General features: G+C 73.6%; 22 protein-coding genes. 6 read left to right on the plus strand and 16 right to left on the minus strand.

Features of this window, described 5'->3' with window-relative positions:
- Window positions 1-127: 127 nt before the first annotated feature.
- Both ACFVGY_RS23500 and ACFVGY_RS23505 read right to left on the minus strand, forming a co-directional pair.
- The gene (locus tag ACFVGY_RS23500; protein WP_385680410.1) at window positions 128-1,135 is read right to left on the minus strand and encodes a phosphotransferase family protein; all 1,008 of its coding nucleotides are present in this window, start codon (window positions 1,133-1,135) and stop codon (window positions 128-130) included.
- Window positions 1,136-1,385: 250 nt separating this feature from the next.
- On the minus strand, window positions 1,386-1,571 hold the full coding sequence (locus tag ACFVGY_RS23505; RefSeq protein WP_179176631.1) for a hypothetical protein: 186 nt from the start codon (window positions 1,569-1,571) through the stop codon (window positions 1,386-1,388).
- Between the two features lie 592 nt (window positions 1,572-2,163).
- Between ACFVGY_RS23505 and ACFVGY_RS23510 the strand changes: the two genes are divergently transcribed.
- Window positions 2,164-3,372, plus strand: a complete 1,209-nt coding sequence (locus ACFVGY_RS23510) for a serine/threonine-protein kinase (protein WP_385680412.1) — start codon at window positions 2,164-2,166, stop codon at window positions 3,370-3,372.
- A gap of 12 nt (window positions 3,373-3,384) precedes the next feature.
- Here ACFVGY_RS23510 and ACFVGY_RS23515 read toward each other — a convergent pair whose 3' ends face one another.
- The 8 genes from ACFVGY_RS23515 to ACFVGY_RS23550 form a co-directional block, all read right to left on the minus strand.
- Window positions 3,385-4,203: a TrmH family RNA methyltransferase gene (locus tag ACFVGY_RS23515; RefSeq protein ID WP_385680414.1), complete on the minus strand. Its 819-nt coding sequence runs from the start codon at window positions 4,201-4,203 to the stop codon at window positions 3,385-3,387.
- A gap of 58 nt (window positions 4,204-4,261) precedes the next feature.
- Window positions 4,262-5,500, minus strand: a complete 1,239-nt coding sequence (gene cobA, locus ACFVGY_RS23520; RefSeq protein WP_385680416.1) for a uroporphyrinogen-III C-methyltransferase — start codon at window positions 5,498-5,500, stop codon at window positions 4,262-4,264.
- A 766-nt stretch (window positions 5,501-6,266) separates the two neighbouring features.
- On the minus strand, window positions 6,267-9,875 hold the full coding sequence (gene cobT, locus ACFVGY_RS23525; protein WP_385680417.1) for a nicotinate-nucleotide--dimethylbenzimidazole phosphoribosyltransferase: 3,609 nt from the start codon (window positions 9,873-9,875) through the stop codon (window positions 6,267-6,269).
- Window positions 9,876-10,131: 256 nt separating this feature from the next.
- Window positions 10,132-11,334 (minus strand): precorrin-6y C5,15-methyltransferase (decarboxylating) subunit CbiE, encoded by a 1,203-nt coding sequence (gene cbiE, locus ACFVGY_RS23530; RefSeq protein ID WP_385680419.1) that lies wholly within the window; start codon window positions 11,332-11,334, stop codon window positions 10,132-10,134.
- Window positions 11,335-11,422: 88 nt separating this feature from the next.
- On the minus strand, window positions 11,423-12,097 hold the full coding sequence (locus tag ACFVGY_RS23535; RefSeq protein ID WP_385680421.1) for a GNAT family N-acetyltransferase: 675 nt from the start codon (window positions 12,095-12,097) through the stop codon (window positions 11,423-11,425).
- A gap of 252 nt (window positions 12,098-12,349) precedes the next feature.
- Window positions 12,350-13,210 (minus strand): MetQ/NlpA family ABC transporter substrate-binding protein, encoded by an 861-nt coding sequence (locus tag ACFVGY_RS23540; protein ID WP_385680423.1) that lies wholly within the window; start codon window positions 13,208-13,210, stop codon window positions 12,350-12,352.
- Between the two features lie 118 nt (window positions 13,211-13,328).
- Complete coding sequence (locus tag ACFVGY_RS23545) at window positions 13,329-13,997, minus strand: methionine ABC transporter permease (RefSeq protein ID WP_385680425.1); 669 nt, start codon at window positions 13,995-13,997, stop codon at window positions 13,329-13,331.
- Entirely contained in the window at window positions 13,994-15,106 is a 1,113-nt protein-coding gene (locus ACFVGY_RS23550) for a methionine ABC transporter ATP-binding protein (protein ID WP_385680427.1), read from the minus strand. The genes ACFVGY_RS23545 and ACFVGY_RS23550 overlap by 4 nt, the downstream gene beginning before the upstream one ends.
- A gap of 621 nt (window positions 15,107-15,727) precedes the next feature.
- Here ACFVGY_RS23550 and ACFVGY_RS23555 point away from each other — a divergent pair.
- Both ACFVGY_RS23555 and ACFVGY_RS23560 read left to right on the plus strand, forming a co-directional pair.
- On the plus strand, window positions 15,728-16,096 hold the full coding sequence (locus tag ACFVGY_RS23555; protein ID WP_385680429.1) for a hypothetical protein: 369 nt from the start codon (window positions 15,728-15,730) through the stop codon (window positions 16,094-16,096).
- Window positions 16,097-16,103: 7 nt separating this feature from the next.
- Window positions 16,104-16,526, plus strand: coding sequence for a hypothetical protein (locus ACFVGY_RS23560; RefSeq protein WP_385680500.1), 423 nt, complete (start codon window positions 16,104-16,106; stop codon window positions 16,524-16,526).
- On the opposite strand, the gene ACFVGY_RS23565 is transcribed toward ACFVGY_RS23560, so the two are convergent.
- The 3 genes from ACFVGY_RS23565 to ACFVGY_RS23575 form a co-directional block, all read right to left on the minus strand.
- Entirely contained in the window at window positions 16,516-17,022 is a 507-nt protein-coding gene (locus ACFVGY_RS23565; protein ID WP_385680431.1) for a GNAT family N-acetyltransferase, read from the minus strand. The genes ACFVGY_RS23560 and ACFVGY_RS23565 overlap by 11 nt on opposite strands.
- 37 nt (window positions 17,023-17,059) lie before the next feature.
- Window positions 17,060-17,599, minus strand: coding sequence for a sigma-70 family RNA polymerase sigma factor (locus ACFVGY_RS23570; RefSeq protein ID WP_385680433.1), 540 nt, complete (start codon window positions 17,597-17,599; stop codon window positions 17,060-17,062).
- A 104-nt stretch (window positions 17,600-17,703) separates the two neighbouring features.
- Window positions 17,704-18,900, minus strand: coding sequence for a glycerophosphodiester phosphodiesterase (locus ACFVGY_RS23575; RefSeq protein ID WP_385680435.1), 1,197 nt, complete (start codon window positions 18,898-18,900; stop codon window positions 17,704-17,706).
- Between the two features lie 224 nt (window positions 18,901-19,124).
- Between ACFVGY_RS23575 and ACFVGY_RS23580 the strand changes: the two genes are divergently transcribed.
- On the plus strand, window positions 19,125-19,826 hold the full coding sequence (locus ACFVGY_RS23580) for a lysophospholipid acyltransferase family protein (protein ID WP_385680437.1): 702 nt from the start codon (window positions 19,125-19,127) through the stop codon (window positions 19,824-19,826).
- 11 nt (window positions 19,827-19,837) lie between these two features.
- On the opposite strand, the gene ACFVGY_RS23585 is transcribed toward ACFVGY_RS23580, so the two are convergent.
- The 3 genes from ACFVGY_RS23585 to ACFVGY_RS23595 form a co-directional block, all read right to left on the minus strand.
- A complete protein-coding gene (locus tag ACFVGY_RS23585) occupies window positions 19,838-21,313 on the minus strand; it encodes a membrane-associated oxidoreductase (RefSeq protein ID WP_385680439.1) in 1,476 nt (491 codons plus the stop codon).
- 71 nt (window positions 21,314-21,384) lie between these two features.
- Window positions 21,385-22,944, minus strand: coding sequence for an MFS transporter (locus ACFVGY_RS23590; RefSeq protein ID WP_385680441.1), 1,560 nt, complete (start codon window positions 22,942-22,944; stop codon window positions 21,385-21,387).
- Window positions 22,941-23,492, minus strand: coding sequence for a TetR/AcrR family transcriptional regulator (locus ACFVGY_RS23595; protein ID WP_385680443.1), 552 nt, complete (start codon window positions 23,490-23,492; stop codon window positions 22,941-22,943). Before ACFVGY_RS23595 ends, ACFVGY_RS23590 begins: the two co-directional genes overlap by 4 nt.
- A gap of 83 nt (window positions 23,493-23,575) precedes the next feature.
- Here ACFVGY_RS23595 and ACFVGY_RS23600 point away from each other — a divergent pair, with 83 nt between their 5' ends.
- Window positions 23,576-24,091 (plus strand): HAD domain-containing protein, encoded by a 516-nt coding sequence (locus tag ACFVGY_RS23600; RefSeq protein WP_385680445.1) that lies wholly within the window; start codon window positions 23,576-23,578, stop codon window positions 24,089-24,091.
- Window positions 24,092-24,180: 89 nt separating this feature from the next.
- On the plus strand, window positions 24,181-25,362 hold the full coding sequence (locus tag ACFVGY_RS23605) for a hypothetical protein (protein ID WP_385680447.1): 1,182 nt from the start codon (window positions 24,181-24,183) through the stop codon (window positions 25,360-25,362).
- Window positions 25,363-25,495 lie beyond the last annotated feature (133 nt).

A 25,495-nucleotide genomic window follows, 5' to 3' on the forward strand; every position in this document is an offset into this window, starting at 1 on the left:
ACCTTTGGTTTTGGGGGGGCGTGGTTTTTTTTTAAACCCCCCCCCCCCCCCCCCGCCCCCCCCCCCCGCCCCCCCCGCCGGGGGGGGGGGGGGGGGATACCGCGTTTCCTCCCGCCGCGGGACCGCCCTAGGAGGGGGCGCGCGCCGCCGCGTCGGGCGGGAGCGTCGCGATGCGGGCGCAGGACTCCACCATCAGCCGTTCCACGCCGTCGAGTCGGCGGCGGTTCTCGGCCGATCTCGCCAGCGCGAGGGCGGCGGTCTGCACCGTCAGCGCGCGGGCCGCGAGGTCCAGGGCCGGCCCGGGATCGCGGCCGGCCGGCCAGGCGGCCGGTCCGCCGGCGGCCCGGTAGGCGTCGAGGAACCTGCCCCAGGCGTCGGCGCTGAGGACCCCGGCCGCGTACCAGGCCGCGGGCCGGGCCAGGTCCCAGGCCGGCGTCCCGACGCCGAGGTCGTCGACGTCGATGAGCCGCCAGCCCCCCTCTGCCGCGCTCCCCCGCACCAGTTGGCCCAGGTGCAGGTCCCCGTGGCACAGGACTCCGCCGGGCGGCGCCGGGGCCGCCCCCCGCACCCAGGCGGGCAGGGCCCGCGCGGCGTCCCGCACCACTCCGGGGCCCAGGCCCGGCTCGAAGCGGTGGTCGGGGCGCTCCACGGACGCCGCGCGGGAGAGGCGGCCGAGCGCGCGGAAGAGCTTGGCGGGGCCGCGCATCGGCGGGAGCGGGCCCGGAAGGCCGTCGAGCGGCACCTGGTGCAGGGCGGCCAGCAGCCGGCCGGCCGCCTCCCAGGGGGCTGCCTCGGGGAGATGGGGGTCGACCGGGACGCCGTACGGCCACAGGGACACCGGGCGGCCCCGCAGCAAGCCCGCCCCGGGGCGCAGCGGGGGCAGCAGGACGCCCGCCAGGGCCCGGTCGGCCGCGATCCGCATCCGGACGGCCAGGTCGTCGCAGTCGCTGTCGGCGGCGTGCGCCTTGGCCACGATCCCGCCGCAGCGGACGACGGTCCCGTCCTCCCGGTCGGCGAGGAGCTCGTACGGGGCTGCGGGCTCGCCGGTGGCGTACGCGGCCAGGGCGGCGGGCAGCGGCGCCGCTGGGGTGGGCACGGAGCCCTTCCTGAGGCGCCGGGCGTGCTCCTGGTTCATCGCGGCTCCCGGACTGTCGTCGCTCGCCCTCTCGGAAGCAGGTTACGAAAAGGCGGCCCGGGATGACGCGGGATGCGCGAGCGTGCGCGGGTGTACGTGGAGGTGGGGGTGTGCGTGAGCGTGCTGCCCGTGCGACTCCCCAGTCGCACGGGCAGCACCCTTCACCTGCCGTCCGCCGCTCCCCCGTCCCCACGGGGTTCGACGGGCCGATGTCCCGGCCCGGGCCGCTCTCCCGGACCCGGGGCGCCGCTCAGCGCCCCAGCATCACGCCCACGGACGACGCCTGTGCCGCCACCTGGTCGAAGCCTCCGAAGAGGAAGAGCAGGAGGGCGGCCAGGGGGAGCACCATGGCCGCGGCCACCAGCGGGTGGCGCGTACCGGACTCGTGGGCGTTGAACGCGAAGGCCTTGCGTCCGTGCCGTGCCGTGTCCGCCATGGTCCTCTCCCCTGTCGTCTGGCTGCGGCGGGCCCGGGACCTCGGGGGACGAGTGTGCCGCCCGCCGCATGTCCTCAACACTAGGGGGGCGGGGGTGTCCCGGCGTCCTGCCCTCGTACCCATTGGAGGGCCTCCAGGAGGATGACGGGAGTGCCGCCGGCGTACTCCGCTGGTTGGAGGCCGCGTCCACGGGATGGGGGATGTCCCGGAGGGGGCGGCGGCGGGGATGATCGCGGAGGATGACCGGAGGGTAGTGAATTCGCTCACTTCCGTCACTACCCGCACACGCGTGTCGGCGTACGGGACACCCGAACGGCCGCCCGGCTCGCACGCCCCGCGCACGCGGCCGCCGCCCGCCGGGCAGCGCACCCCTCCGGACTCCCCGCAGGCCCAACCGTCTTGCCCCGGCGGCGACTTGGCGATGTGACCGCCCTGCGGAGCCGCATCCCCGAGCGGGGCTGAGACACCCTCAAGTGGGCGCTGCCGCACTGACAATCGATGGCTGCGGCGAGGGCGCGGCCTCTGAGCGCTCGTGCCGGATCGTCCGTAAGCTGTGCCACGTCAAGCAGGACGACCGGGCAGCGGGGTGGACATGGCGATGATGCGGCTCCGGCGCGAGGACCCGCGTGTCGTCGGCTCGTTCAGGCTGCACCGGCGGCTCGGCGCCGGCGGGATGGGTGTGGTCTACCTGGGGTCCGACCGGCGGGGCCAGCGTGTCGCCCTCAAGGTGATCCGGCCCGACCTGGCCGAGGACCAGGAGTTCCGTTCCCGGTTCGCCCGGGAGGTGTCCGCCGCCCGGCGGATCCGGGGCGGGTGCACCGCGCGTCTGGTGGCCGCGGACCTGGAGGCGGAGCGGCCGTGGTTCGCCACCCAGTACGTACCCGGGCCGTCGCTGCACGACAAGGTGGCCGAGGACGGCCCCCTCACGGCCGCCCAGATCGCCGCGATCGGCGCCGCCCTGTCGGAGGGTCTGGTCGCCGTGCACGAGGCCGGGGTCGTGCACCGGGACCTCAAGCCGTCGAACATCCTGTTGTCGCCCAAGGGGCCGCGGATCATCGACTTCGGCATCGCCTGGGCCACCGGCGCCAGCACCCTGACCCACGTCGGCACCGCCGTGGGCTCCCCCGGGTTCCTCGCGCCCGAGCAGGTGCGCGGCGCGGCCGTCACCCCGGCCACCGACGTCTTCGCGCTGGGCGCCACCCTCGCGTACGCGGCGACCGCCGACTCGCCCTTCGGGCACGGCAGTTCCGAGGTGATGCTGTACCGCGTGGTGCACGAGGAGCCGCATCTGGTCGGTGTCCCCGACGCACTCGCGCCGCTCGTACGGGCCTGCCTGGCCAAGGATCCCGAGGACCGGCCCACCACGCTCCAGCTGTCGATGCGGCTGAAGGAGATCGCGGCCCGCGAGGCCCAGGGCCTCTCCGACGGGCGTCCGCCCGCGCAGCGGGTGCCGCGGCCCGACCGGCCGACGGGGCTGCTGCCGCAGCCGTACCCGGAGGAGCGCACGGAGCGGCGGGAGCGGCGCACGGGCGGCACGCCGGCCCCGCAGGCGGTGGCCAGGGCCGCCGGCCGGGGTGCGGCAGGGGGGCCGTCCTCGCGGCCCTCCTCGCCACGCCACCCGGGCGGGCCGTCGTCGCGGCCGACGGCGGGGCGTCCGGGCGGCCGCCAGGCCCCCCGGACGACGGGGGCGGGGCGGCGGCCCTCCCGACCGGACCCGCGGCTGATGCGGCAGCGGCTGATCGTGTTCGTCGTGGTGACGCTGATCGTCGCCCTGGGCATCGCTGCCGCCCAGAGACTCTGACGACGGGCGGCCTCAGCCCTGGGGCCGGGTCGCGTAGAACGCGACCGCGGAGGCCGCGGCCACGTTGAGGGAGTCGATGCCCTCGGCCATCGGGATCCGGACCCATTCGTCGGCGGCCCGCAGGGCGTGCGTCGACAGGCCGTGCCCCTCCGAGCCCAGCATGATCGCGCAGCGTTCGAAGCGTTCCGGCGGGACCTGGTCCAGCGGCGTCGCCTTGGGGCTCGGCGTCATGGCCAGGATGCGGTAGCCCGCCTCCCGCACCTTCTCCAGGTCGGCCGGCCACGCGTCGAGGCGGGCGTACGGCACCGAGAAGACGGACCCCATGGACACCTTGATGGCCCGCCGGTACAGCGGGTCGGCGCAGTCCGGGGACAGGAGTATCGCGCTGATGCCGAGGGCGGCGGCGCTGCGGAACGCGGCGCCCAGGTTGGCGTGGTCGACGAACCCCTCGAACACCGCGATGCGTTGACCGGCCCCCTCCCCCGCCAGCAGCTCGGACGCCTCGGGCAGCGGCTTGCGCTGCATCGAGGCGAGGGCACCGCGGTGCACGTGGTAGCCGGTCACCCGCTCGGCGAGCTCCGGGCTGACGGCGTAGACCGGGGCGGGCAGTTCGTCGATGACGTCGCGCATGACGTCGACCCACTTGGCGGACAGCAGCATCGAGCGCATCTCGAACCCGGCGTCCTTGGCCCGTCTGATGACCTTCTCGCCCTCGGCGATGAACAGGCCCTCCTCGGGTTCGCGGCGGCGCCGCAGCTCCACGTCGGTCAGACCGGTGTAGTCGCGCAGGCGCGGGTCGTCGGGGTCTTCGACGGTGATGAGATCAGCCACAGGGTGATACTGCCTTGTCCTGGGTGTGGTGCCAACGCCCCTGCCGGGCGGCGGGGGTTCAGTGGGTCGGGGGCGTGGGGCCGGCCTCCGCGACCCGTACGACGTCGCCGATGACGATGACGGCGGGCGGCCGGACGTCCTCGGTACGCACCCGCTCGCCGACGGTGGCCAGTGTGGCGTCGACGCGCCGCTGGGCGGCGGTGGTGCCCTCCTGGACGACGGCGACCGGGGTGTCGGTCGGGCGGCCGTGGCGGACCAGGGCCTCTGCGATCAAGCCGATCTTGTCGACGCCCATGAGGACCACCAACGTACCGGTCAGCTTGGCCAGCGAGGCCCAGTCCACCAGGGACCGCGGGTCGTCGGGCCCGACGTGCCCGCTCACCACGGTGAACTCGTGGGCGACGCCCCGGTGCGTGACCGGGATCCCGACGGCGGCGGGCACCGAAATGGAACTGGAAATGCCGGGAACCACGGTGCACGGAATCCCGGCCTCGGCGAGCGCCTGCAGCTCCTCCATCCCCCGCCCGAAGACGTACGGGTCCCCGCCCTTGAGCCGGACGACGGCCTTGCCGGCCTTGGCGTGCTCGATCAGGGCGTTGTTGATGGCCTCCTGGGCCATGTAACGGCCGTACGGGATCTTCGCTGCGTCGATCACCTCGACGTGCGGCGGGAGTTCGTCGAGCAGGTCACGCGGCCCGAGCCGGTCGGCAATGACGACGTCCGCCTCGGCGAGCAGACGCCGACCGCGCACGGTGATCAGGTCCGGGTCGCCCGGCCCGCCGCCGACGAGCGCAACACTGGGCACGCCCTGCTGCCGGCTGCGGTGGGCGGGCGCAGCAAGGCTGCCGTCGCGCAGCCCCTCGACCACCGCATCGCGCACGGCGGCGGAACGCCGCGGGTCGTTGCCGGTCAGCACGGCCACGGTGACGCCCTCCACACGGCCGGTGGCCGGGGTCCAGGCGGTGGCGGCGGAGGCGTCATCCGCACGGACGCACCAGACCCGCTCGCGCTCGGCCTCGGCCGAAGCCTGCTCGTTGACCTCGCGGTGCTGGGTGGCGATCAGCGCGTACCAGGCACCGGCGAGGTCGCCGTCCCGGTAGCGGCGGCGCTCCCAGCGGATCTCGCCGGTCTCGGCCATGGCGTCGACGGACGGAGTCGCGGACGGCGAGACGAGAACGACGTCGGCACCGGCCGCGAGGAGCGCCGGCAGCCGGCGCTGGGCGACCTGGCCGCCGCCGATGACGACGACGCGCCGGCCGGCGAGGCGGAGTCCTACGGGGTAGGCGGGGTATGCCATGGCGGTTGCGGCTCCTGATGCGGCGGGTCTGCGGGCCGCTGCTGCGCTGGAGCGGCTTGTCTTCGTGACGTGCGGTTTCGTTGTCCGGGTCCACGATAAGGCCCAGGCCCCCCGTGCCAACCCCGGGCCCTGGCGAAGCGCCGCCCACGGCCGCTGGCGGCCCTCCCGGGCTCCCCCTCCGCCCTCATCGCCAGCAGGACGACCACCGCGGGGCGCAGGGCCGGCGAGGCCGCAGCGGCCGCCCCGCGTCTCTGACGGGGCCGTCTCTCGCCCCGTCCCCCCTGACCGTCCTTCGGGGCTTCCCGGCAGTCTGTTGGCATTCCGGGGCGGGTCGGCCTGTCAAGGGTGGCCGAAGGCCATCGCGCAGCGACGCGACCGGAGGGAGCGCCCTTTACAGGCCGGCCCGCCCCGGAAGGACAATGGGCTGCCGGGAAACCCCGTACAGGCTCCGACCCCGCCGGAGGCGCAGCCCCGGACGGCACGGCGGCACCAGACGCCAGCAACCCCAGACGGCGGCCGGCGGCCCCCAGACGGCAGCACCCAGACGGCAGCCGGCACCCCCCAGACGGCAGCAACCCCAGACGGCAGCCGGCACCCCCCAGACGGCAGCAACCCCAGACGGCGGCCGGCGGCCCCCAGACGGCAGCACCCAGACGGCAGCCGGCACCCCCCAGACGGCAGCACCCAGACGGCAGCCGGCACCCCCCAGACGGCAGCACCCAGACGGCAGCCGGCACCCCCCAGACGGCAGCCGCCCCGGCCCCGGCTACTTCTCCGTGACGCCGGCCGAGTCGAACGTGGCCACCTCGTGCATCGCGCGGGCCGCGCTCTGGACCAGCGGGAGGGCCAGCAGGGCGCCCGTGCCCTCGCCGAGGCGGAGGTCCAGGTCGACCAGCGGCCGCAGGCCCAGCTTGTTCAGGGCGGCGACGTGCCCGGGCTCCGCGCTGCGGTGGCCGGCGATGCACGCCGAGAGGGCTTCCGGGGCGATCGCACGGGCCACCAGGGCGGCCGCGCCGGCGCTGACGCCGTCCAGGATCACCGGCGTACGCAGCGACGCACCGCCGAGGATCATGCCGACGATCGCCGCGTGCTCCAGGCCGCCGATGGCCGCGAGTACGCCGATCGGGTCCGCCGGGTCGGGCTGGTGGAGCTCCAGGGCGCGCCGGACCACGTCGACCTTGCGGGCGTGCGTCTCGTCGTTGATGCCGGTGCCGCGGCCGGTGACCTCCGACGGGTCGGCGCCCGTGAACACCGAGATGAGAGCGGCGGACACCGTGGTGTTCGCGATGCCCATCTCACCGGTCAGCAGGGCCTTGTTGCCGGCGGCGACGAGGTCTCGGGCCGTCTCGATGCCGACCTCGATGGCCGCGACGGCCTCCTCGCGGGTCATCGCCGGGCCCGCGGTGAGGTCGTCCGTACCGGGGCGGACCTTGCGGGGCAGGAGGCCGGGAGTGGCCGGGAGGTCGCCGGCCACGCCGACGTCGATCACGCACACCTCGGCGCCGACCTGGTTGGCGAACGCGTTGCAGACCGCGCCGCCGCCGAGGAAGTTGGCGACCATCTGCGTGGTGACCTCCTGGGGCCACGGGGTGACGCCCTGGGCGTGCACGCCGTGGTCGCCGGCGAAGATCGCGACCGCCGCCGGCTCCGGGATCGGGGGCGGGCAGACCCGGGACAGGCCGGCCAGCTGCGCCGAGATGATCTCCAGCATGCCGAGCGCGCCGGCGGGCTTCGTCATCCGCTTCTGGCGCTCCCACGCCTCGCCCAGCGCCTTGGCGTCGAGCGGGCGGATGCTGGCGACGGTTTCGGAGAGCAGGTCGTGCGGTTCCTCGCCGGGCAGCGCGCGGCGCCCGTACGTCTCCTCGTGGACGACCCACGCGAGCGGCCGCCGCTGCGACCAGCCGGCCTGCGCCAGCTCGGGCTCGTCCGGGAACTCGTCGACGTAGCCGACGCACAGGTAGGCGACGACCTCCAGGTGCTCGGGGAGGCCGAGCTCGCGCACCATCTCGCGCTCGTCGAAGAAGCTGACCCAGCCGACGCCGAGGCCCTCGGCCCGCGCGGCGAGCCAGAGGTTCTCGACGGCGAGGGCGGAGGAGTAGGGGGCCATCTGCGGCTGGGTGTGCCGGCCGAGGGTGTGGCGCCCGCCGCGGGTGGGGTCGGCGGTGACGACGATGTTGACCGGGGTGTCGAGGATGGCCTCGATCTTCAGTTCCTTGAACTGCTTCGCCCGGCCCTTGGGCAGCGACTTCGCGTAGGCCTCGCGCTGGCGCTGGGCGAGTTCGTGCATCGCCCGGCGGGTCTCGGCGGAGCGGATGACGACGAAGTCCCAGGGCTGGGAGTGACCGACGCTGGGCGCGTGGTGGGCGGCCTCCAGGACGCGCAGCAGCACCTCGTGCGGGATCGGGTCGGTGCGGAAGCCGTTGCGGATGTCCCGACGCTCGCGCATGACGCGCAGGACGGCCTCGCGTTCGGCGTCGGCGTAGCCGGGGGCGGCCTCGCCCGGGGACGGCTCCACCGGTACGTCGGCGGCGGCCACCTCCTCGGGGGCGGGCTCCTCGGCGGCCTCGGCGGCCTCGGCGGCAGCCTCCTCGGCGGGCTGCGCGACCGGCGCGGCCTCGTCGGCCCGGTCCTCGCCCGCGGGGGCCTGCTCGGGCTTGGTTTCAAGGGCCTCGGACGCGGCCTCGGGGGCGTTCCCGGCCGGCTGGGCCACGGCTTCCGCGGGATGCGGCTGCGGCTGCGCCTGGGGCTCGACCGGGACGGGGGCGACGGGCTCCGCCACGGGAGCGGCGTCGGTGGCCACGGCCACGGCTTCGGCCGCAGCGGGCTCCGCGACCTCCGCGGGCTGGGCGGCGGCGGCCTCGACCGGCTCTGCCGGGACGGCGGCCGGAACCTGGACCACGGGCTGCTCGGCCACCACGACGGGCTCGGGCTGCGGCAGCTGCTCCTGCGGGGTCTCGGGGCCCTCGGGGGCCACCGGAGCCCCGACGGCTTCGACCGCGACGGCTTCGGGCTCGGCTGCAGGCTGCTCCGGCGCGGGAACGGCCTCGGGGGCTGCGGGCTGCTCCGGCTGGGCCGCAGCGACTTCGGCCGCGGGAACGTCCTGCGGCGCGGACACGGCTTCGGCGGCAGGGGCAGCCTCCGCCGCCGGCACGGGCTCCGCCACCTGGGCGGGCTGCGGCTGCTCCGCGGGCACCGGGTGCGGCTGCTCGGGCTGGGCCGGAGGAGCGGCCTCGGCGGCGGCCGGCTGCTCGGGTACGACGGCGGCGGCCGGCTGGACGGCCTCGGCAGGCTGACCGGGCTGACCGGGCTGACCGGGCTGACCGGCCTCGGCAGCCTGGACCGCCTGGGGCTCGGCGACCGGGCCGGCCTGGGCGGGGACGACGGCTTCGGCGGGGACGGCGGTCGCGGCGGGGACGACGGCCTCGGCGGCGGCCGCCGGCTGCGCCACCGCGGGGGCCGGCTCCGCCGCCCACGGCGCACCGGCCTGCGGCGGGATCTCGCCGAGCTGCGGCCCGGCGGGTACGCCGCCTTCCGCGCGCGGCACGTCGAGGTACTCGGGGCCGATGGTCGGCGGGCCTGCCTGGCCCATGGGCATCGGGGCCACGGGCGTGCCGGCCACGGGCGTGCCGGCCGGGGGCGTGGCGGTGACGACCGGGGCGGCGGCGGGGGCGGCCGGCATCGGGGCGACGGGCATGCCGGGAGCCATGGGGGTCATGGGGGCCATGGGGGCGGCGGCCGGTCCGCGGTCGGCCAGCGAGCGGACGACACCGCCGGTGGCCTCGGGGACGGGCGGTCCCATGTGCAGCGGCCGGTGGGCGGAGGCCACGGGCGGGACCGGGCCCAGCGGGGAGGCCGGGGCGCCCGTCGGCGGCGGCACCACGAGGCCGCCGAGGTCGAGGGCGCCGGAGTCGCGGCCGCCGGCCTCGTGGGCGCCGAGGGTGTACGCGGCCTCGCCCGCGGCCGGGTCGGGGAAGCCGGACACCGGGTGGCCGGGGTCCAGGTACCCGGCCTGGGCCTGGGCCATCGCCTGGGCCTGCGCCATCGCCTGCGCCTGGGCGTCGGCGTAGTCGGGGTAGTCCGGGTAGTCGGCGTAGGGTGCGTCGCCGTACGAGTTTTCGACGGGGAAGGCGGGCGTCGGCGGGACGACCTGCGGGTCGCTCCAGGCGCCGCCCTGGCCGTGCCCGCTCGGCATCAGCAGCAGTTCCTCGTCCTCCGGCTCGGCCGCGTTGTCCACGAGGTCCTGGAAGGCGTAGCCCCCCGGGACGGGAGCGGGGACGGAGCCCGGCTGCGGGACCGGAGCGGGAATGCCCTGCTGATCCACCATGCCCGCGTTGTCCGGGAGCCCCTCGCCCGGTACCTGGCCGGTGTCAGTCATGCGTACCCCTCGCCCATCGTGTTGCCTCTTCGATCGCCCGGCGCCCACATGACCCAACGAGCGGGGTCGCCGTGCGACGCGTGCTGCGTGCGTACGTCCCGTGCGACAACCAGTAAGCATTGTCGCGCCCGTTCGCCACCACGGCGGCCAGAACCGCCATGGTCTGCTGTGGACTGCGCCACGTCGCGCGTCTCGTGCGTGCCGCCGACCCAGGACCTACGAGGGCGGTACGACGATCGGCCAGCCTACCCCGGGCTCAGGCCTGGCGGATCACCGGGCGCTCGGCTGCCAGGAGGAACACCACGGAACGGTCCTGTTCGTTCCAGGTGCGGGTGTCCAGGCCGACGGACTGGAGCAGGGCGCATTCGACGGTGTAGCCGCCCTCGGCCAGGGCACGTCCGATCGCTTCCGCTTCGTCGCGGGTGGAGGCGTGGCTGACGATCCGCTCGGGGCGGCGGTCTGCGACGGCGGCGACGACCGCGGCTCCCCCGCCGCCGACGCGGACGACGTCCGGTTCGGGGAGGTCCTCCAGGACGTGCGGGGCGCGCCCGGTCACGACGTGGAGCTGTACGCCGCGGGCGCGGGCGGCCGTGGCGGCGCGTTCGCCGGCGCGCGGATCGGCGTCGACGGCGATGACGGCGGCGCCGAAGGCGGCGGCTTCCACGGCGAAGGCCCCGGAGCCGGATCCGATGTCCCAGACGAGGTCGCCGGTGCGCGGGCCGAGCCGGGCGAGCTGGGCGGCGCGCAGCGGGGCGGATTCGCCTTCCGCTGCGTGGGGCAGGGGGCGGGCCCAGCCGCGTTCGGCGGTGCGGGCGGGGTTCTGGCCGAGCAGCCAGGGCGGGTCGGCGGCGACGGCCCGGCCACCGATGACGATGACGACGTTGGGGTTGCGCCAGACGTGGTCGGGGGCCTTGTCGGAGGTGACGACGGTGACCTGCTCGCGTTCGGTGCCGAGTTCCTCGCAGATGACGAACGTGCGGTGGACCGGGCCGAGCAGCAGGGCGAGTTCGGCGGGGCCGGCGCCGGGTGAGGTGAGGACGGCGACCTTGCCGTGGGCGCGGCAGACGTTGACGGCGCGGCGCAGGGTGCGGGGGTTGGCGACGACGACCTGGGCGTCGTCCCAGGGCATGCCCGCCCGGGCGAAGGCCGCGGCGACGGAGGAGACGGCGGGGACGACTTCGACCTCGAGGCCGTACTCGGGGGCGCGCAGGGTACGGACGGCTCCGAAGAAACCGGGGTCGCCGTCGGCGAAGACGACGGCGCTGCCGCGGTGGCCGGCGATGCGGCGGCCGGCGAGGCCGAGGCTGCCGAGGCGGATGCGTTCGGCGGCGGGCGGGACCTCGGGGAGTGCGAGGTGATGGGCGGCGCCGGCCACGAGGGTGGCGGCCGAGAGCGCGGACCGGGCGGCCGCGGTCAGGGGGGAGCCGTCCCAGCCGATCACCGTGACCCGGTCGGCCATCGTCGTCTGTCTCCTGCTGGCTGGGGTGGGGGCGGGCGGGCGAAGTGTCGTCGGGAGCCGGGCAGGTCGAGACTACCCGGCCGCCGGTTCAGTTCCAGTCGGCGCAGACACGGTGGCCGCCTGCGTCGGCCCGCTGCACGACGGCGTGTCCGTAGCCTTCCTGGCCGCCGTATTCGTCCGGGTCCTCCAGGTCCTCGGGGACGAGGCTCCAGACGATGAGGTCGGTGCGGGTGTCGCTCCAGGTGCCGTCGGTGTTCTGGGCGCGCACTATCCACGCGTTGCGCAGGACGCCCTCGCTGATGCAGCCGATCTTCTGGGCGACCTGCTGGGAGGCGGTGTTGTCGGCGGCGGTGCGGATCTCGAGGCGTTCGAAGCGCTGGTCGCGGAAGAGCCATTGGGCGACGGCGAGTACGGACTCGCTGGCGTAGCCCTCGCCGCGGGCCCAGGGGGCGGTGACGTAGCCGACCTCGGTGCTGCGGGTGCGCCAGTCGGTGTTCCTCAGGTGCACGCTGCCGACGAGGCGCTGGGTGAGGAACTCGGAGACGGCGAAGACGATGCCGCGGCCCTCGGTGCGTTCGGCGCGGGAGTGCAGGGTGGCCCAGGCGTGGGCGTCGGCGTGGGTGTAGGGGTACGGCAGGGACGTCCAGGCGGTGACCTGCTCGTCGTTCATCATCTCGGCGAGCGCGCTGATGTCCTCCACGTCGAAGGGGCGCAGCACCAGCCGGTCCGTGCTGATGGTGACGTCCGGGAAGGTGGTAGTCATGCGCAGCTCCATGCCTGAGAGGTGGGGCGACCGTGGTGCGGGACCGAATGTGCGGGGGCGCCGTCGTGCGGGCCGTCCAGCCACAGCATGCAGCATCGCCCGGCGGATGTGCATGGCCGCCCCTGCCCGGAAGCGGGCAGGCCGCGGCCCCGCGCGCCGGGGAGGGCGTGCGGGGCCGTGTGCACTGGTGGCGCGGGGTGCGCCGGGTGCGGTGGGTACCGCGGGTTCAGGAGGGCGGTGGGTACCGCGGGTTCAGGAGGCCGGGGTGCCGGCGGCGGGGACGACCGAACCCTGGTACTTCTCCTCGATGAACTTCCTGACCTCGTCGGAGCCGAGGAGCCGGGCGAGCTTCTCGATCCGCGGGTCCTTCTCGTTGCCGGCCTTGACCGCGAGGAAGTTGGCGTACGGGTTGCCCTCGGCCTTCTCCAGGGCCAGGGCCTCCTTGGCGGGCGAGAGCTTGGCCTCGAGCGCGTAGTTGCCGTTGATGACGGCGGCGTCGACGTCGTTCAGGGCGCGCGGGACGGTGGCGGCCTCCAACTCCTTGAACTCCAGGCCCTTCTTGTCGGTGATGTCGGACAGCTTGGCGCTGGTGCCGACGCCCTCCTTGAGGGTGATCAGGTTGTTCGCGGCGAGGAGCTGGAGGGCGCGGCCCTCGTTGGTGGTGTCGTTGGGGACGGCGATGGTCTGGCCGGGCTTGATGTCGGCGAGGGCCTTGACCTTCTTGGAGTACAGGCCGAGGGGCTCCAGGTGCACGTTCGCGACGGGCACGATGTGGGTGCCGTTCTTCTTGTTGAAGTCGTCGAGGTACGGCTTGTGCTGGAAGTAGTTGGCGCCGACCTGGCCCTGCTCGGTGGCGGTGTTGGGCAGGACGTAGTCCGTGAACTCCTTGACCTCCAGCTTGAGGCCTTCCTTGGCCGCGAGCTTGTCCTTGACGAAGTTCAGGATGTCGGCGTGCGGGCTCGGGGAGGCCGCGACGACGAGGGGCTTGCTCTCGTCGGCCTTGCCGTCGCCCTTCGCGGAGGACGGGTCCGAGGCGCTGCCGCAGGCGGTGAGGCCGAGGGCGAGTGCCGCGGAGGCGGCGGCGACGGCGGTGAGCTTGGTGTTCTTACGCACGAAGAGTGCCTTTCATGTGGTGCAAGTGCGCGAGGAGTGCGCGGGACTTGCGGGTGGCGGCCCAAGCACGACAAGTGCGGGCTCTGTGGGGTGGGGGGTCTTCGGGGCGGCGCGGCGGTCAGGCCGTGCGGCCGCGGCGGGCGAGGAGGCGGACGACGCCGTCGCCGATGAGTTGGATCACCGTGACGATGGCGATCAGGATCACCACGGTGGCGATCATGAATCCGGTCTCGAAGCGCTGGAAGCCGTAGGTGACGGCCTTGGAGCCGAGGCCCTCGCCGCCGACCGCCCCGGCCATGGCGGAGTAGCCGACGAGGGTGATCAGGGTGGTGGTGACGCCGGCGACGAGCGAGGGCAGGGCCTGCGGGAGGAACACCTTGCCGACGATCGTCGGGATGCCGCCGCCCATGGACTCGACGGCTTCGACGAGGCCGTGGTCCACCTCGCGGACGGCCGTCTCGACGAGGCGGGCGAAGAAGGGGATGGCTCCGATGGCGAGCGGGACGATCATCGCGGTGGGGCCGATGAAGGTGCCGACGACGGCGGTGGTCACCGGGATCAGGGCGATCAGCAGGATGATGAACGGCAGTGAGCGGCCGATGTTCACGATGACGCCGATGGCCTTGTTGAGCGGCCGGTTCTGCAGGAGGCCGCCCTTGTCGGTGAGGACGAGCAGGATCCCGAGGGGCAGGCCGCCGAGGACGGTGACCAGCGTGGACCACAGGACCATGTAGAGGGTGTCGTACGTGCCCTGGGTGAGCAGGGGCTGCATCTCGGACCAGGTCACTGGGCACCATCCTTGACGAGCTGGGCGAGCTCGGCGTCTGCGTCTTCGGCCGCGGCCGCGGCGTCGACCGCGGCTGCGGTTGCGGTTGCGGTTGCGGGCGTGTCGGCGTCGTCGACGAGCTCGACCTGGAGGCCCTGCTCGCGCAGGAAGCCCACCGGGACGACGTTGTCCTCGTAGCGGCCGGGGAGTTCGATGCGCATGCGGCCGATCTGGCGGCCGGCGACGGTGTCCATGGCGGCGCCGAGGATCGAGATGTCGATGTTGTACGTGCGCGACAGCTGGGAGATGACCGGCTGGGTTGCGGAGTCGCCGTGGAAGGTGACGTCGACGACGGTGCGGTCGGGGCCGGTGGCGTCCCCGCTGACGGGGAAGAGTTCGGCGGCGAGCTCGGATCCGGGGGTGGCGAGCAGTTCGGCGACGGTGCCGGTCTCGACGATCCGGCCCTTCTTCATCAGGGCGGCGGAGTCGCAGATCGTCTTGACGACGTCCATCTCGTGCGTGATGAGCAGGACGGTCAGGCCGAGCTGGCGGTTGAGGTCGCGCAGCAGCTGGAGGATGGAGCGGGTGGTCTCGGGGTCGAGGGCGCTGGTGGCCTCGTCGGAGAGGAGCACCTTGGGGTCGCCGGCGAGGGCGCGGGCGATGCCGACGCGCTGCTTCTGGCCGCCGGAGAGCTGGCCGGGGTAGGCCTTGGCCTTGTCGGCGAGGCCGACGAGGTCGAGGAGTTCGAGGGCCTTGCGGGAGCGCTCGCGGCCGGGGACGCCGAGGATCTCCAGCGGGAGCTCGATGTTGGCCTGGACGGTGCGCGAGGACAGCAGGTTGAAGTGCTGGAAGACCATGCCGATGCGGCTGCGGGCCCCGCGGAGTTCGCGGCCGGCGCGGCGGCCGCGGCCGGCCAGGGCCGTGAGGTCGACGCCGTCGACGGTCACGGTGCCTGAGGTCGGGCGTTCCAGCAGGTTGACGCACCGGATGAGGGAGGACTTGCCGGCGCCGCTCTGGCCGATGACTCCGAATACCTCGCCCTCGCGCACGTGGAGGTCGACGCCGTCGAGGGCGGTGACCTCGCGGCCGCGGGACTGGTAGACCTTGGTGAGGCCCGATGTGGTGATCACAGGATTTCCGTCGCTGTCGAGTGCGCGGCGCAGGGTGGTGGCGGCCGGGCACGGGGCAAACATCTGGGGGCGCGATACGGGTCGAACCGGAAGGTTTCGGCGGTTTCCACGCATGCGCGGGGCGGGAGCAGTCCGTTCCGCTTCCTGCCGCCGACATGCGGCGGCGGGCCGGACGGGCTCGGCCGGTCTCGCTTCGGGGCGCGAGACGGGAGGAGAGGGGCCCTCAGAAGGCGCACATTCGACACATACAACGAGCACCGGGCGTCATCGTCGCCTCGGTCGCAAGGGTGCGGCTGCTCGTCGTGGTCATGGGCCCCAGTAAAGCAGACATGCCCCTTCTGCGATCAAAATTGTCCGAATAGCGGACACCATGCGACCGCATACCGGACGCGGCTGGTCCGTTCCCACCCGCCCGAGGAGCCCGCCCTACGCCGCCGACCTGCACGGACACCGGGCCGACCGGGCCGCGGTCGGGGTGTGGCGCGGGCACGGGGGAGGGTCGCCTGTGGTCAAGACCACTACCGGAACCCGAGGTGGACCTCGCGCCGGGCGCGGAGTGGGGCGCGGGCCGGGCGCGGGGCCGGGCGCAGCGGTCCGGGCGGCCCGTAATACGCTCGCTGCATGCTCGACGCCCTGACGGTCGCCCTCGGCGCGACCGCCCTCGCCCTCGCCGCCTGGTGCGGCTTCGCCGCGCTGCGGGACCAGCCGACCAAGGACTGGCACTTCATCGGCATGGGCGTGGTGAGCCTGCTGGCCCTGGCCCAGCTGGTGGTCGGCGTGGTGCTGCTGGCCCGGGGCGGGAAGCCCGACGAGGGCTCGGTGATCTTCGTGGCCTACCTGCTGGGCGCCTTCGCCGCGGTCCCGGCCGCCGGGCTGCTGTCGCTGACCGAGCGGACCAAGTGGGGTTCGGTGACGGTGGCCGCCGGCGCGGTCGTCCTCGCCGTGCTCGAAGTACGGCTCTACGACATCTGGGGGACCCCCGGTGCCTGACACCGACATGACCACCGGGCCGGCCGGCGGGACCGCTCCCGCGGCGCGCGAGCGGCTGGTGTCCGGGCCCGGGCTGCTGCTGGTCTGGGTGTACGGAGTGATCACGGTCGGCGCGGTCTCGCGCTCCGTCTACCAGATCTCCACCGAGTTCGACCGGGCGCCGCTGCCGTACGCGCTGACCGGCCTGGCCGCCCTGGTCTACTGCTTCATCACGTACTCGCTGGTGCGCGGCGGCGAGACCGCCCGCAAGGCGGCGCGGCTGTGCTGCGCCGCCGAGCTCGCCGGCGTGCTGATCGTGGGGACGTGGACGCTGGTGCGTCCCGAGGCCTTCCCCGACTCCACCGTGTGGTCGCAGTTCGGGATGGGGTACCTGTTCATCCCGGTGATCCTGCCGGTCACCGGGATGCTCTGGCTGCGCGTCAGGCGCTGACCGCGAAGTCGGCGGCGCCCGCCTCCTTCTCCAGGACCAGCAGCTTCACCCCGTCGCTGGCGGTGCGTCCGCCGACCTGCACGTAGCCGGCGTTGCGGTAGAGGCGCAGGTTGGACTCGCTCTTGTGGCCGGTGTGCAGGCGGAAGCGGGCGGGGGCTCCGTCGTGGGCCGCGAGGGCCTCCTCGACGGCGCGCAGCAGGCGGGCGCCGAGGCCGTGGCCCTGCATCCGCGGGTGCACGCAGAGCTTGGCGATCCGGCCGGTGCCCTCCTCGTCGACGCTGCCGCGCACGGAACCGACCACCTCGTCGCCGAGCCGGGCGACGAGCACGGTGTCGGAGGCCAACTCCTCCTTGAGGGAGTCCAGGGTCTGGGTGAGCGGCTGGATGCGGTAGTTGCCGTACAGCTCGGCCTCGCGCTGGAAGGCCAGGTACTGGAGTTTGAGGATCTGCTCGCCGTCCTCGTCGACCGCCGCCGAAATGGTCACGCTCATGCCCATATGCGCACGCCTCCTGCTCACCTGGTAGCCCCTTGGTCTACCGCTCCCTTCCCCGAAGGCGAGGAGCCGCAACCTCCGACGCGAGCATTCTGCGCAGACATCCCAGGCAGCGGGAACGGACCGGCCCTAAACTTCCTTGTGAGATACCCAACTCCCCTGCGATTTCACGGTAAGTCAAGTCTCTGGGCGAGAGAAGTGCCTGCATGAGTTCCGGACAGCGGCCGGGCAATCGGGCGACAGCCGATCGGAGGGCGCGCCTCTCCTCCCGGTGCAGCACGGCCTCTTCGGGGGCGGGGCCGGCGTTTCCCGGGCGGCAGCCGTCCACGACGTGGTGGCGGTGGCCGTACGGGACCTCCCGGCGGGCGCGGCGCCGGGCGACCCGGGCCTCGGCGCGCACCGCCCGGCGCAGCCAGCGGGCCGGCTCGGCGGGGGCGGGGCCGTGTTCCAGCAGCCTGACCCAGACGGCTTGTTCCAGGTCGGCCGCGTCCACGCCGGTGCCGGCGGCCTCCGCGGCCGCTTCGGCGGAGAGCAGCGGGCCCAGTTGGTTCAGGAGATCGGAGTCCTTCAGCAGGTCCATGCCGGGCGGGACGCGCGAGCCGTGCCGGGCGGTTTCCCCGCCCGGCACAGCTCACCCGAAGGCGGCGTTCCGACTGTTGGTTGACGCCTGCGGGAAGAGACGGCCTAGCGTCCGCGGCCCGGGCGGAAGGCCTCCGCGGCGAGCAGCCCGGTGTCCGGGTTGTCGGTGAAGATGCCGTCGATGCCCTGCTCGAAGTACTTACGGAAGGCGCCGAAGGCATCGCCGTACGCGGCCGGGTCGGTGCCCTTTCGGTACTCGGCGGGCAGGAAGTTGTTCTCGTTGCGCGCGGTGTAGGGGTGCAGCACGAGTCCCTGCGCGTGGGCGTCCTTGACCAGGGTGGTCGGGGTGCCGAGCCGGCCGGACGCGTCGCGCGGCACGATCAGGTCCAGGGTGGGCCCGATGCCCTGGGCGAATCCGGCGATCCACTTGAGCCCCTCGGGCTTGACCAGGTCGGCGACCGTGCGCGGGTCCCCGGCCTGTTCGAAGTCCCAGGGGCGGGTGTGCGCGGCGCCGAGCAGGACCACGCGCGGCGCCGCCACCAGCCGGGCGAGGCGCTGGATGCTGGAGGGCTCGAAGGACTGCAGGAAGACGGGGGCGTTCCGGCCGTCGCGGCCGTAGCGGTGCAGCAGTCGGGCGAGGGGCTCCTCCAGGCCGAGGCCGAGGGAGCGGAAGTAGCTGGGGTGCTTGGTCTCGACGTGCAGCCAGACGCGCTTGCCGCGCCGCCTGCCCTCCCGGTCGGCCCAGCGCAGCACCTCCTCGAAGGTGGGCACGTCCCAGCGGCCGTCGTAAGGGGTGTTCCGCTGGCGCAGGGCGGGGATGCGCTCCTTGGCGCGGAGGGTCTTCAGCTCGGCGAGGGTGAAGTCCTCGGTGAACCAGCCGGTGACCGCGACCCCGTCGACGGTCTTGGTGGTGCGCCGGGAGGCGAACTCGGGGTGGTCGGCGACGTCCGTGGTGCCGCCGATCTCGTTCTCGTGGCGGCACACCAGGTGTCCGTCCCGGGTGGGCACGAGGTCCTGCTCGACGACGTCGGCGCCCAGGTCGAGGGCGAGTGCGTACGAGCCGAGGGTGTGCTCGGGCCGGTAGCCGCTGGCGCCGCGGTGCCCGATGACGAGCGGGACGGGCAGGTCCTTGTAGCCGCTGCCGTGGCGTGCCTGACCGGCCCCCGCCGCCTCCGCGGACCCGGACGGCTCCGCGGGCTCCGCCGCCTGCGCGGATCCGGCGGTGACCCCGGCCATGCCGGCGCCCGCCGCCAGGACGGCCGCCCCCAGGACCGTACGCCGTGCTGCCCCACCCTGCGTCATCAGTGCCACTCCCGTCGTCTGAAGGGCCGCGGTCCCTGGTCTGGCGGGTCCGGCGGCCCGGATCGGCCTGCCGATGGTAGGCAGCAGCGGTGGCGGGCAGGGGGGTACGGGCCGAACATGGCGCGAACGCGTGTCAACACGAGGTTTCGACCTCGTGAACCCGATGTGCGGGCGGACCTGACCCGCGAGTATCGTCCTCACCTGCACGGCCGCCGTGTCGTGCGATGCCGTTTCTCGATGCCGGAGGGCTCACGTTGTTCCGTACCGCGCTCATCAAGGCCACCGTCGGACCGGTCATGCGCATGATGTTCCGCACCCGCGTGGAGGGCATCGAGAACATCCCCGGCTCGGGCCCGGTGATCCTCGCGGGCAACCACCTCACCTTCATCGACTCCATGATCCTGCCGCTGGTGTGCGACCGCACGGTCCACTTCATCGGCAAGGACGAGTACGTCACCGGCAAGGGCGTCAAGGGCCGCGCCATGGCCTGGTTCTTCACCGGCGCCGGCATGATCCCGGTGGACCGGGACGGCGCCAACGGCGGCGTCGCCGCCCTCATGACCGGCCGCCGGATCCTGGAGGAGGGCAAGATCTTCGGGATCTACCCGGAGGGCACCCGCTCCCCCGACGGCCGCCTCTACCGCGGTCGCACCGGCATCGCCCGCCTGACCCTGATGACCGGCGCCCCCGTGGTCCCGTTCGCGATCGTCGGCACGGACAAGCTGCAGCCCGGCGGCAAGGGGATGCCCCGCCCGGGCCGGGTCGCGATCCGCTTCGGCGCGCCGATGGAGTTCTCCCGCTACGAGGGCATGGACCGCGACCGCTACGTGCTGCGCGCCGTCACCGACTCGGTGATGGCCGAGGTCATGCGGCTGTCGGGGCAGGAGTACGTGGACATGTACGCCACGAAGGCGAAGGCCGCCTGACCCCTCGGGTCCTATTGCCGCTGCAGTGACCGGCTGACGCCCGCCGCGGTCGTCGTGGCGAGGATCCAGCCGGTCACGATCAGCAGGTACGACAGCCACTGGCCCCAGCCGCGGGGTGCGAAGGCCTGCTCCTGGCCGAATCCGATGATCGGCAGCAGCAGGTCGAGGGTGTAGAACACCGGGTTGAACTCCGGCGCCTCGCCCGCCTTGAGCGGCGGGGGCGGCCGCAGCCCGTACGCGAGCGAGCCCGTCAGCAGCAGGGCCAGCAGCCAGCCCGCCGCGCGCAGCGGCCGGAACCCGTAGCCGACGGTGGCGTCCTGGAGCAGCCCCCACGGGCGGGCGTGCCGGGGCAGGGTGCTCCGGTGCCGGCGCAGTTTGGCGAGCTGCACCGTCCGGGCGGCGGCCTCGTCGCCGGCGGTGCGGTAGGCCGCGGCCAGCTGCTCGTAGGCGTACGGCAGGTACCCGAACTCCTCCAGTTCCAAGGCGGGCAGCCGCTCCTCGGGCGGCAGGTGCGGAGAGAGGGAGCGGTAGGTCAGGCCGGCGATGCGGATCCGGTCGGGCCAGGTCCCGGGTTCGACGTGCAGCAGGTCGAGGTTGGAGCGGCGCAGGTTCACCGCGCCCTGCACCCGCTCGCAGCGGTTCAGCCAGAGCTCGCCGATGGTGCAGCTGGAGGCGCGCAGGGCGGTCTCGCCGGGGGCGTGGAAGCGGGCCCGGGTGAAGATGGCCTGACCGGGTATGCGGGATCCGGTCAGGTTGACCATGCCGTGGGCGTCGAGCCGGTGGGCGCGCAGGTCGGTGCCGACGGTCAGGGTCTCGGCGTGCAGGGCGATCCCGCCGGGGGCGTGAAAGCGAGCGCGGTCGAGTTGGATCTGGCCGCCGACTGTCGCGCCGTTGATACGCGTCTGGCCGTGCACGGTCAGGCCCGTGGCGATGATGTCGGTGCCGATGTCGGCGTGGTTGACCTGGAGCGGGGGCTCGGCGGTCGCACCGGGATCGGTCTGCGGGGCGATGACGGTGTCCTGGAGGAAGAGTCCGCCGGCTATCCGCGCTCCCGCGAGCCGGACCGGTCCGGTGATGCGGCAACGGGACAGCCGCAGGGCGACGTCGACGGTGACGGACGAGGCGGTCAGACCCGGCAGCACCGAGTCGCTCAGCGCGACGGCCCGCAGGCGGGCCCCGTACAGGCCCGGCTTGCGCTCGAAGAAGCAGTGGCGCAGCCGGACCGGAAGGTCGATGACGGCGTACTTGAGGAGCAGCTTGCCGCTGATCCGGGCGCCGCGGACGTTGAGCTCGGCGACATGGCCTTCGACGCTGTGCGCACCGAGGACGAGGGCGGTGAGCACCTCGGCGCGCAGGGTCCGCTCCGGGCCCCAGGTAGCGCCGTCGGCGGCGTCCTCGTCGGGGTGCTCCCGGAAGTCGACGCCTTCGCCGCGCGGGAAGGCTTCCCAGACGCGGCGTTCGGCGGGGGTCAGGTCGTTGATCTCCATCGGAGGGGATGGTGGCGCGCATACCGACAGAGTGTCAACTTCACGCGCGACACCACCCTTTGGGGTGAAAATCAGTGGTGGGCTGAGGCACCCTCCTGGAGCTTCTGCCCCTTGAGCAGGAACCAGGCGGCCACGGCGGTGCCCAGCAGGACCAGGGCGCTGACGCCGGAGGCGTAGTGCAGGCCGTCCACGAAGGCCTGCCGGGCGGAGTCCAGCAGCGTGTGCCCGGTCTGCGGATCCAGGGCGCCGGCGGCTTCGACGGCGCCGCCGAGCGATTCGTGCGCGGCCTCGGCGAGCGGCGCGGGGACCGCGGCGGGGGCGGTGAAGCCCTGGTAGACCCCGGTGACGATGGAGCCGAGGAGGGCGATGCCGAGGGCGGCGCCCAGCTCGTACGCGGTCTCGGAGACGGCCGAGGCGGCGCCGGCCTGCTCCTTGGGGACGCTGGAGAGGATCACGTCGGCGGTGACGGTGAAGGAGAAGCCCGCACCGAGGCCGACGATGAGCAGGGACGCGCCGAGCAGCGGGTAGCCGCTGTCCTGCCGGACCAGGGTGAGCACGCCCAGGGCCAGGCCTATCGCGCCGAGGCCGCCGGCCACGACGGACCGGACGGAGAACCGGCGGGCCCACTGGCCGGCGACCAGGCCGGTGACCACCGCGCCGATGGCGGCGGGCAGTTCGGCGAGCCCGGCTTCCAACGGCTCGCGGCCCTGGACGAGCTGGAGGAACTGGGAGAGGAAGAACAGCAGGCCGGAGAGGCCGAAGACGGTGAGGAGGTCGGAGACGACCGCGCCGGAGAACCCGCGGTCCTTGAAGAGCCGCATGTCGAGCAGCGGTGCGGGCAGCGTGAACTGGCGGCGCACGAAGGCGTACAGGGCTGCCGCGCCGAGCACGGCGGCGAGGCCGGCGTCCCAGGTCGGGCCGTGGGTGGCGGCTTCCTTGACGGCGTAGACGACACCGATCACACCGACGAGGGAGAGGGCGACACTGAGCAGGTCCCAGGGCCCGGCGACCGGGTTCTTGGACTCGGGCAGCAGCTTGATGCCGACCAGGACCAGGACGATCATCACGGGCAGGTTGATGAGGAAGACCGAGCCCCAGTAGAAGTGCTGGAGGAGTGCTCCGCCGACGACGGGGCCGACGGCCGCGCCCGCGGAGGCGGTGGCGCCCCAGATGCCGATGGCGAGGCTGCGCTCGCGCGGGTCGGTGAAGATGTTCCGGATCAGCGCGAGGGTGGAGGGCATGAGGGTCGCGCCGGCCACGCCGAGCAGGGCCCGGGCCACGATCATCATCTCGGGGGTGGTGGCGTAGGCGGTGAGCACGGACACGGCGCCGAAGGCGGTCGCGCCGGTCAGCAGGAGCTTCTTGCGGCCGATCCGGTCGCCGAGGGAGCCCATGGAGACGAGCAGGCCGGCGATGACGAAGGAGTAGATGTCGCCGATCCAGAGCAGCTGGGTGCCGGACGGTTCGAGGTCCTCGGAGAGGGACGGGGTGGCGAGGCCGAGGACGGTGGCGTCGACGGCGACGAGGAGGACGGCCAGCACCAGCACGGCCAGCGCGAGCCAGCGCCCGCGGCTGCCGCCCCCGCCGGTCTCCGCCCCCGTCCGGGGCTTCAGCTGCTCGGTTGCGGTCATGTCCTATCACTCCGTTGCGCGCCACCGAGCAAGAGCTCGAAGATCATGTGTTGGAAGTCCTTGGCGGCCACCCGGCCGTCCATGACGGCCCAGGCGCAGGTGCCGATGAGGCCGTAGAGGGCCTCGGTGAGCCAGGCCGGGCTCAGGTCGATCCGGATGTCGCCCTCCGCCTGGCCGCGCCGGAAGAGCGCGCTGACGCGGGCGTCGAGCCGGGCCCATCCCTCGTTGACCTGGTCGCCTTCGAACAGCTGGTTCTCGGTGACGAGGAAGGCCAGCAGCTGGGCGTTGGACTCGCTCTCGGCGACGAGCCGGCGCAGCGCCTCCACGGCGGTGCCCTCGTCGAGGCGCGCCCGGTCGAAGGCGTCCTCGAACTCGCGGATGCCGAGTTCCTCCAGGGCCCGTACGAGGGCGTCGCGCCCGGCGAAGTGCCGGTGGAGGGTCGCGCGGCCGATGCCGGCGGCGCGGGCGACCTCGTCCATCGTGGCGGTCGACTTGCGGGAGAGCAGGGCTGCGGCGTCGCGGAGCACCTGGTCACGATCCATGGCCATGAGACAACGGTACACCAAATGAGACGTCAATGTCTCATTTTATTGCGGTGCCCCTCCGGCACCGGGAACGGAAGACTGCACGGATGACGACGAAGCCCCTGCTCCTGATCGACGTGGACGGCCCGCTGAACCCGTACGCGGCTCAGGCCCAGCGCCGCCCCGAGGGGTACACCACCCACCGGATGCGGCCCACCGGCTGGTCGCTCGCCGAGAACCGGAAGCCGTTGCGCGTATGGCTCAACCCCGACCACGGCGCGGAGCTGCGCGCGCTGGCGGACGCGTACGAGCTGGTCTGGGCGACGACCTGGAAGGACGAGGCCAACGACTGGATAGGACCGCACCTCGGCCTGCCGCGGCTGCCGTACATCGACTGGCCGGAAATGCACGGCCGCGCGCCGCGGGGAACCTTCTGGAAGACGCAGTACGTCCTGGAGTACGCGGGCGGACGCGAGTTCGCCTGGATCGACGACGACATCACGGACATGGACCGCGAGTACGTCGACCAGCGCCACCCGTTCCGGGCCCTGTTGATGCGGGTCGACGAGCGGATCGGGCTGACCCGGCCGGACTTCGACGCGTTGGCGGAGTGGGCGCAGTGAGGGCGGCCCGGGTTTTGATCACGCTCGCGGGACACCCTTAGCATGCCCATGCCACCCCCGTGCGATCTGTCACCCGACGAAAGCGACCCATGCGCATCCAGCGGATCCTCGCCACGACCGCCGCCCTCAGCTGCCTGTTCACCCTGGCCGCGTGCAAGGAGGGCGGCCAGGCGTCCCCACCGGGGGCGGGAACCCCGTCCTCCACGGCTGCCACGGCTGCCGCGGAAGGGCCCCTCGCCGAGGCGCAGCGCCACCTGCGGCAGTTCACCTCGTGCGAGGACCTGACCGCGAAGGCCGACGACCCGAGGATGCCGGGCGGTGACTTCCCCAAGGTCGGCCAGTGGTCGGTGACGGAGGTCGGCGTGTGCAGCGACAAGCCCGAGAAGGGCGACATCGTCATCGCCGTGCCCAAGGACATGAAGGCGTTCCAGGAGGGCTACAAGAAGTACGTCCTGGCCCGGATGGGCGCGGGCGAAGGCGCCTACGGACTGTTCGACCAGGTGCTGGTCGGCAAGGGCTTCGTCGCCTTCCCGACCCGGACGGCGACGTCCCTGAAACTCGTCCGCTCCGACCTGCGCGTCCTGGTCTGCAACCCGGGCGGCCGGGTGCCCGACGGGTACAAGCGCGAGAAGCCCCTCGTGGAGGGCTGCGGCCTCACCGACTTCGTCTCCACCGAGGACGGCTCGGGCAGCCCGAACTTCGAGACCCCGCAGGACCCGTCCGGCGACGGCTCGAAGCCCGGCCAGCCGAAGAACGGCAGCCTCGGCCTTCCGCGCGCGGGCAGCATCGCCGAACTGCGCAAGCTCGTGGGCAACAGCCTGGACTGCCAGAAGAACTTCTCCACCGACCCCGAGGCAGTGGCCATCGAGTCGATCGACTACCAGCCGGTGATCAAGGGCAATGCGCTGGAGTGGGGCGTGACGGGCCGCGCCCTGTGCGGGCAGCCTGCCGGCGAGCGGCGCGCCCACGACCTCAGCTGGCTGGACACCGTCGGGGACATGAAGAAGCTCCAGACCAAGGCCAAGGCAGCCCAGCAGGCCGACCTGAAGGACGACGGCAAGCTGAAGGCGACCGCGAGCCTGCTGCTCGTCGGCGAGAACATCGCGGTCGAGACCAACAGCCCGTCCTCCCGGTTCGGCCTGTACCAGCTGCAGTTCCTGTACCTGAACTGCACGCCGGGCTTCTCCGCCCCCTCCGGGTACCGGCTGGAGAAGTCCCAGGTCGAAGGCTGCGTCCTGACCAACTACGAGCCGGAGCACCCGCTCGGCTGAGCCGGGGCGGCCGCGGGCGCAGGGGGACGCGGACACGGCGGAGGGGCGGGGGGGGGCGGGGTTCTGCGTCGCCCCCCCCCGGGCATACGCGGCGGCGGGGCTGTCCCTGCCCCCGGGGCGGCCGGGGGAGAGC

Source organism: Streptomyces sp. NPDC127106 (genome assembly GCF_042677605.1).
Lineage (GTDB): Bacteria > Actinomycetota > Actinomycetes > Streptomycetales > Streptomycetaceae > Streptomyces.

What these genes read in the sequence shown, in the direction of transcription:
- ACFVGY_RS23500 (WP_385680410.1), bottom strand. Translation starts at nt 1,135, where the DNA reads ATGAACCAGGAGCACGCCCGGCGCCTCAGGAAGGGCTCCGTGCCCACC.
- ACFVGY_RS23505 (WP_179176631.1), bottom strand. Translation starts at nt 1,571, where the DNA reads ATGGCGGACACGGCACGGCACGGACGCAAGGCCTTCGCGTTCAACGCC.
- ACFVGY_RS23510 (WP_385680412.1), top strand. Translation starts at nt 2,164, where the DNA reads ATGGCGATGATGCGGCTCCGGCGCGAGGACCCGCGTGTCGTCGGCTCG.
- cobA (WP_385680416.1), bottom strand. Translation starts at nt 5,500, where the DNA reads ATGGCATACCCCGCCTACCCCGTAGGACTCCGCCTCGCCGGCCGGCGC.
- cobT (WP_385680417.1), bottom strand. Translation starts at nt 9,875, where the DNA reads ATGACTGACACCGGCCAGGTACCGGGCGAGGGGCTCCCGGACAACGCG.
- cbiE (WP_385680419.1), bottom strand. Translation starts at nt 11,334, where the DNA reads ATGGCCGACCGGGTCACGGTGATCGGCTGGGACGGCTCCCCCCTGACC.
- ACFVGY_RS23535 (WP_385680421.1), bottom strand. Translation starts at nt 12,097, where the DNA reads ATGACTACCACCTTCCCGGACGTCACCATCAGCACGGACCGGCTGGTG.
- ACFVGY_RS23555 (WP_385680429.1), top strand. Translation starts at nt 15,728, where the DNA reads ATGCTCGACGCCCTGACGGTCGCCCTCGGCGCGACCGCCCTCGCCCTC.
- ACFVGY_RS23560 (WP_385680500.1), top strand. Translation starts at nt 16,104, where the DNA reads ATGACCACCGGGCCGGCCGGCGGGACCGCTCCCGCGGCGCGCGAGCGG.
- ACFVGY_RS23565 (WP_385680431.1), bottom strand. Translation starts at nt 17,022, where the DNA reads ATGGGCATGAGCGTGACCATTTCGGCGGCGGTCGACGAGGACGGCGAG.
- ACFVGY_RS23570 (WP_385680433.1), bottom strand. Translation starts at nt 17,599, where the DNA reads ATGGACCTGCTGAAGGACTCCGATCTCCTGAACCAACTGGGCCCGCTG.
- ACFVGY_RS23575 (WP_385680435.1), bottom strand. Translation starts at nt 18,900, where the DNA reads ATGACGCAGGGTGGGGCAGCACGGCGTACGGTCCTGGGGGCGGCCGTC.
- ACFVGY_RS23580 (WP_385680437.1), top strand. Translation starts at nt 19,125, where the DNA reads ATGCCGTTTCTCGATGCCGGAGGGCTCACGTTGTTCCGTACCGCGCTC.
- ACFVGY_RS23585 (WP_385680439.1), bottom strand. Translation starts at nt 21,313, where the DNA reads ATGGAGATCAACGACCTGACCCCCGCCGAACGCCGCGTCTGGGAAGCC.
- ACFVGY_RS23590 (WP_385680441.1), bottom strand. Translation starts at nt 22,944, where the DNA reads ATGACCGCAACCGAGCAGCTGAAGCCCCGGACGGGGGCGGAGACCGGC.
- ACFVGY_RS23595 (WP_385680443.1), bottom strand. Translation starts at nt 23,492, where the DNA reads ATGGCCATGGATCGTGACCAGGTGCTCCGCGACGCCGCAGCCCTGCTC.
- ACFVGY_RS23600 (WP_385680445.1), top strand. Translation starts at nt 23,576, where the DNA reads ATGACGACGAAGCCCCTGCTCCTGATCGACGTGGACGGCCCGCTGAAC.
- ACFVGY_RS23605 (WP_385680447.1), top strand. Translation starts at nt 24,181, where the DNA reads ATGCGCATCCAGCGGATCCTCGCCACGACCGCCGCCCTCAGCTGCCTG.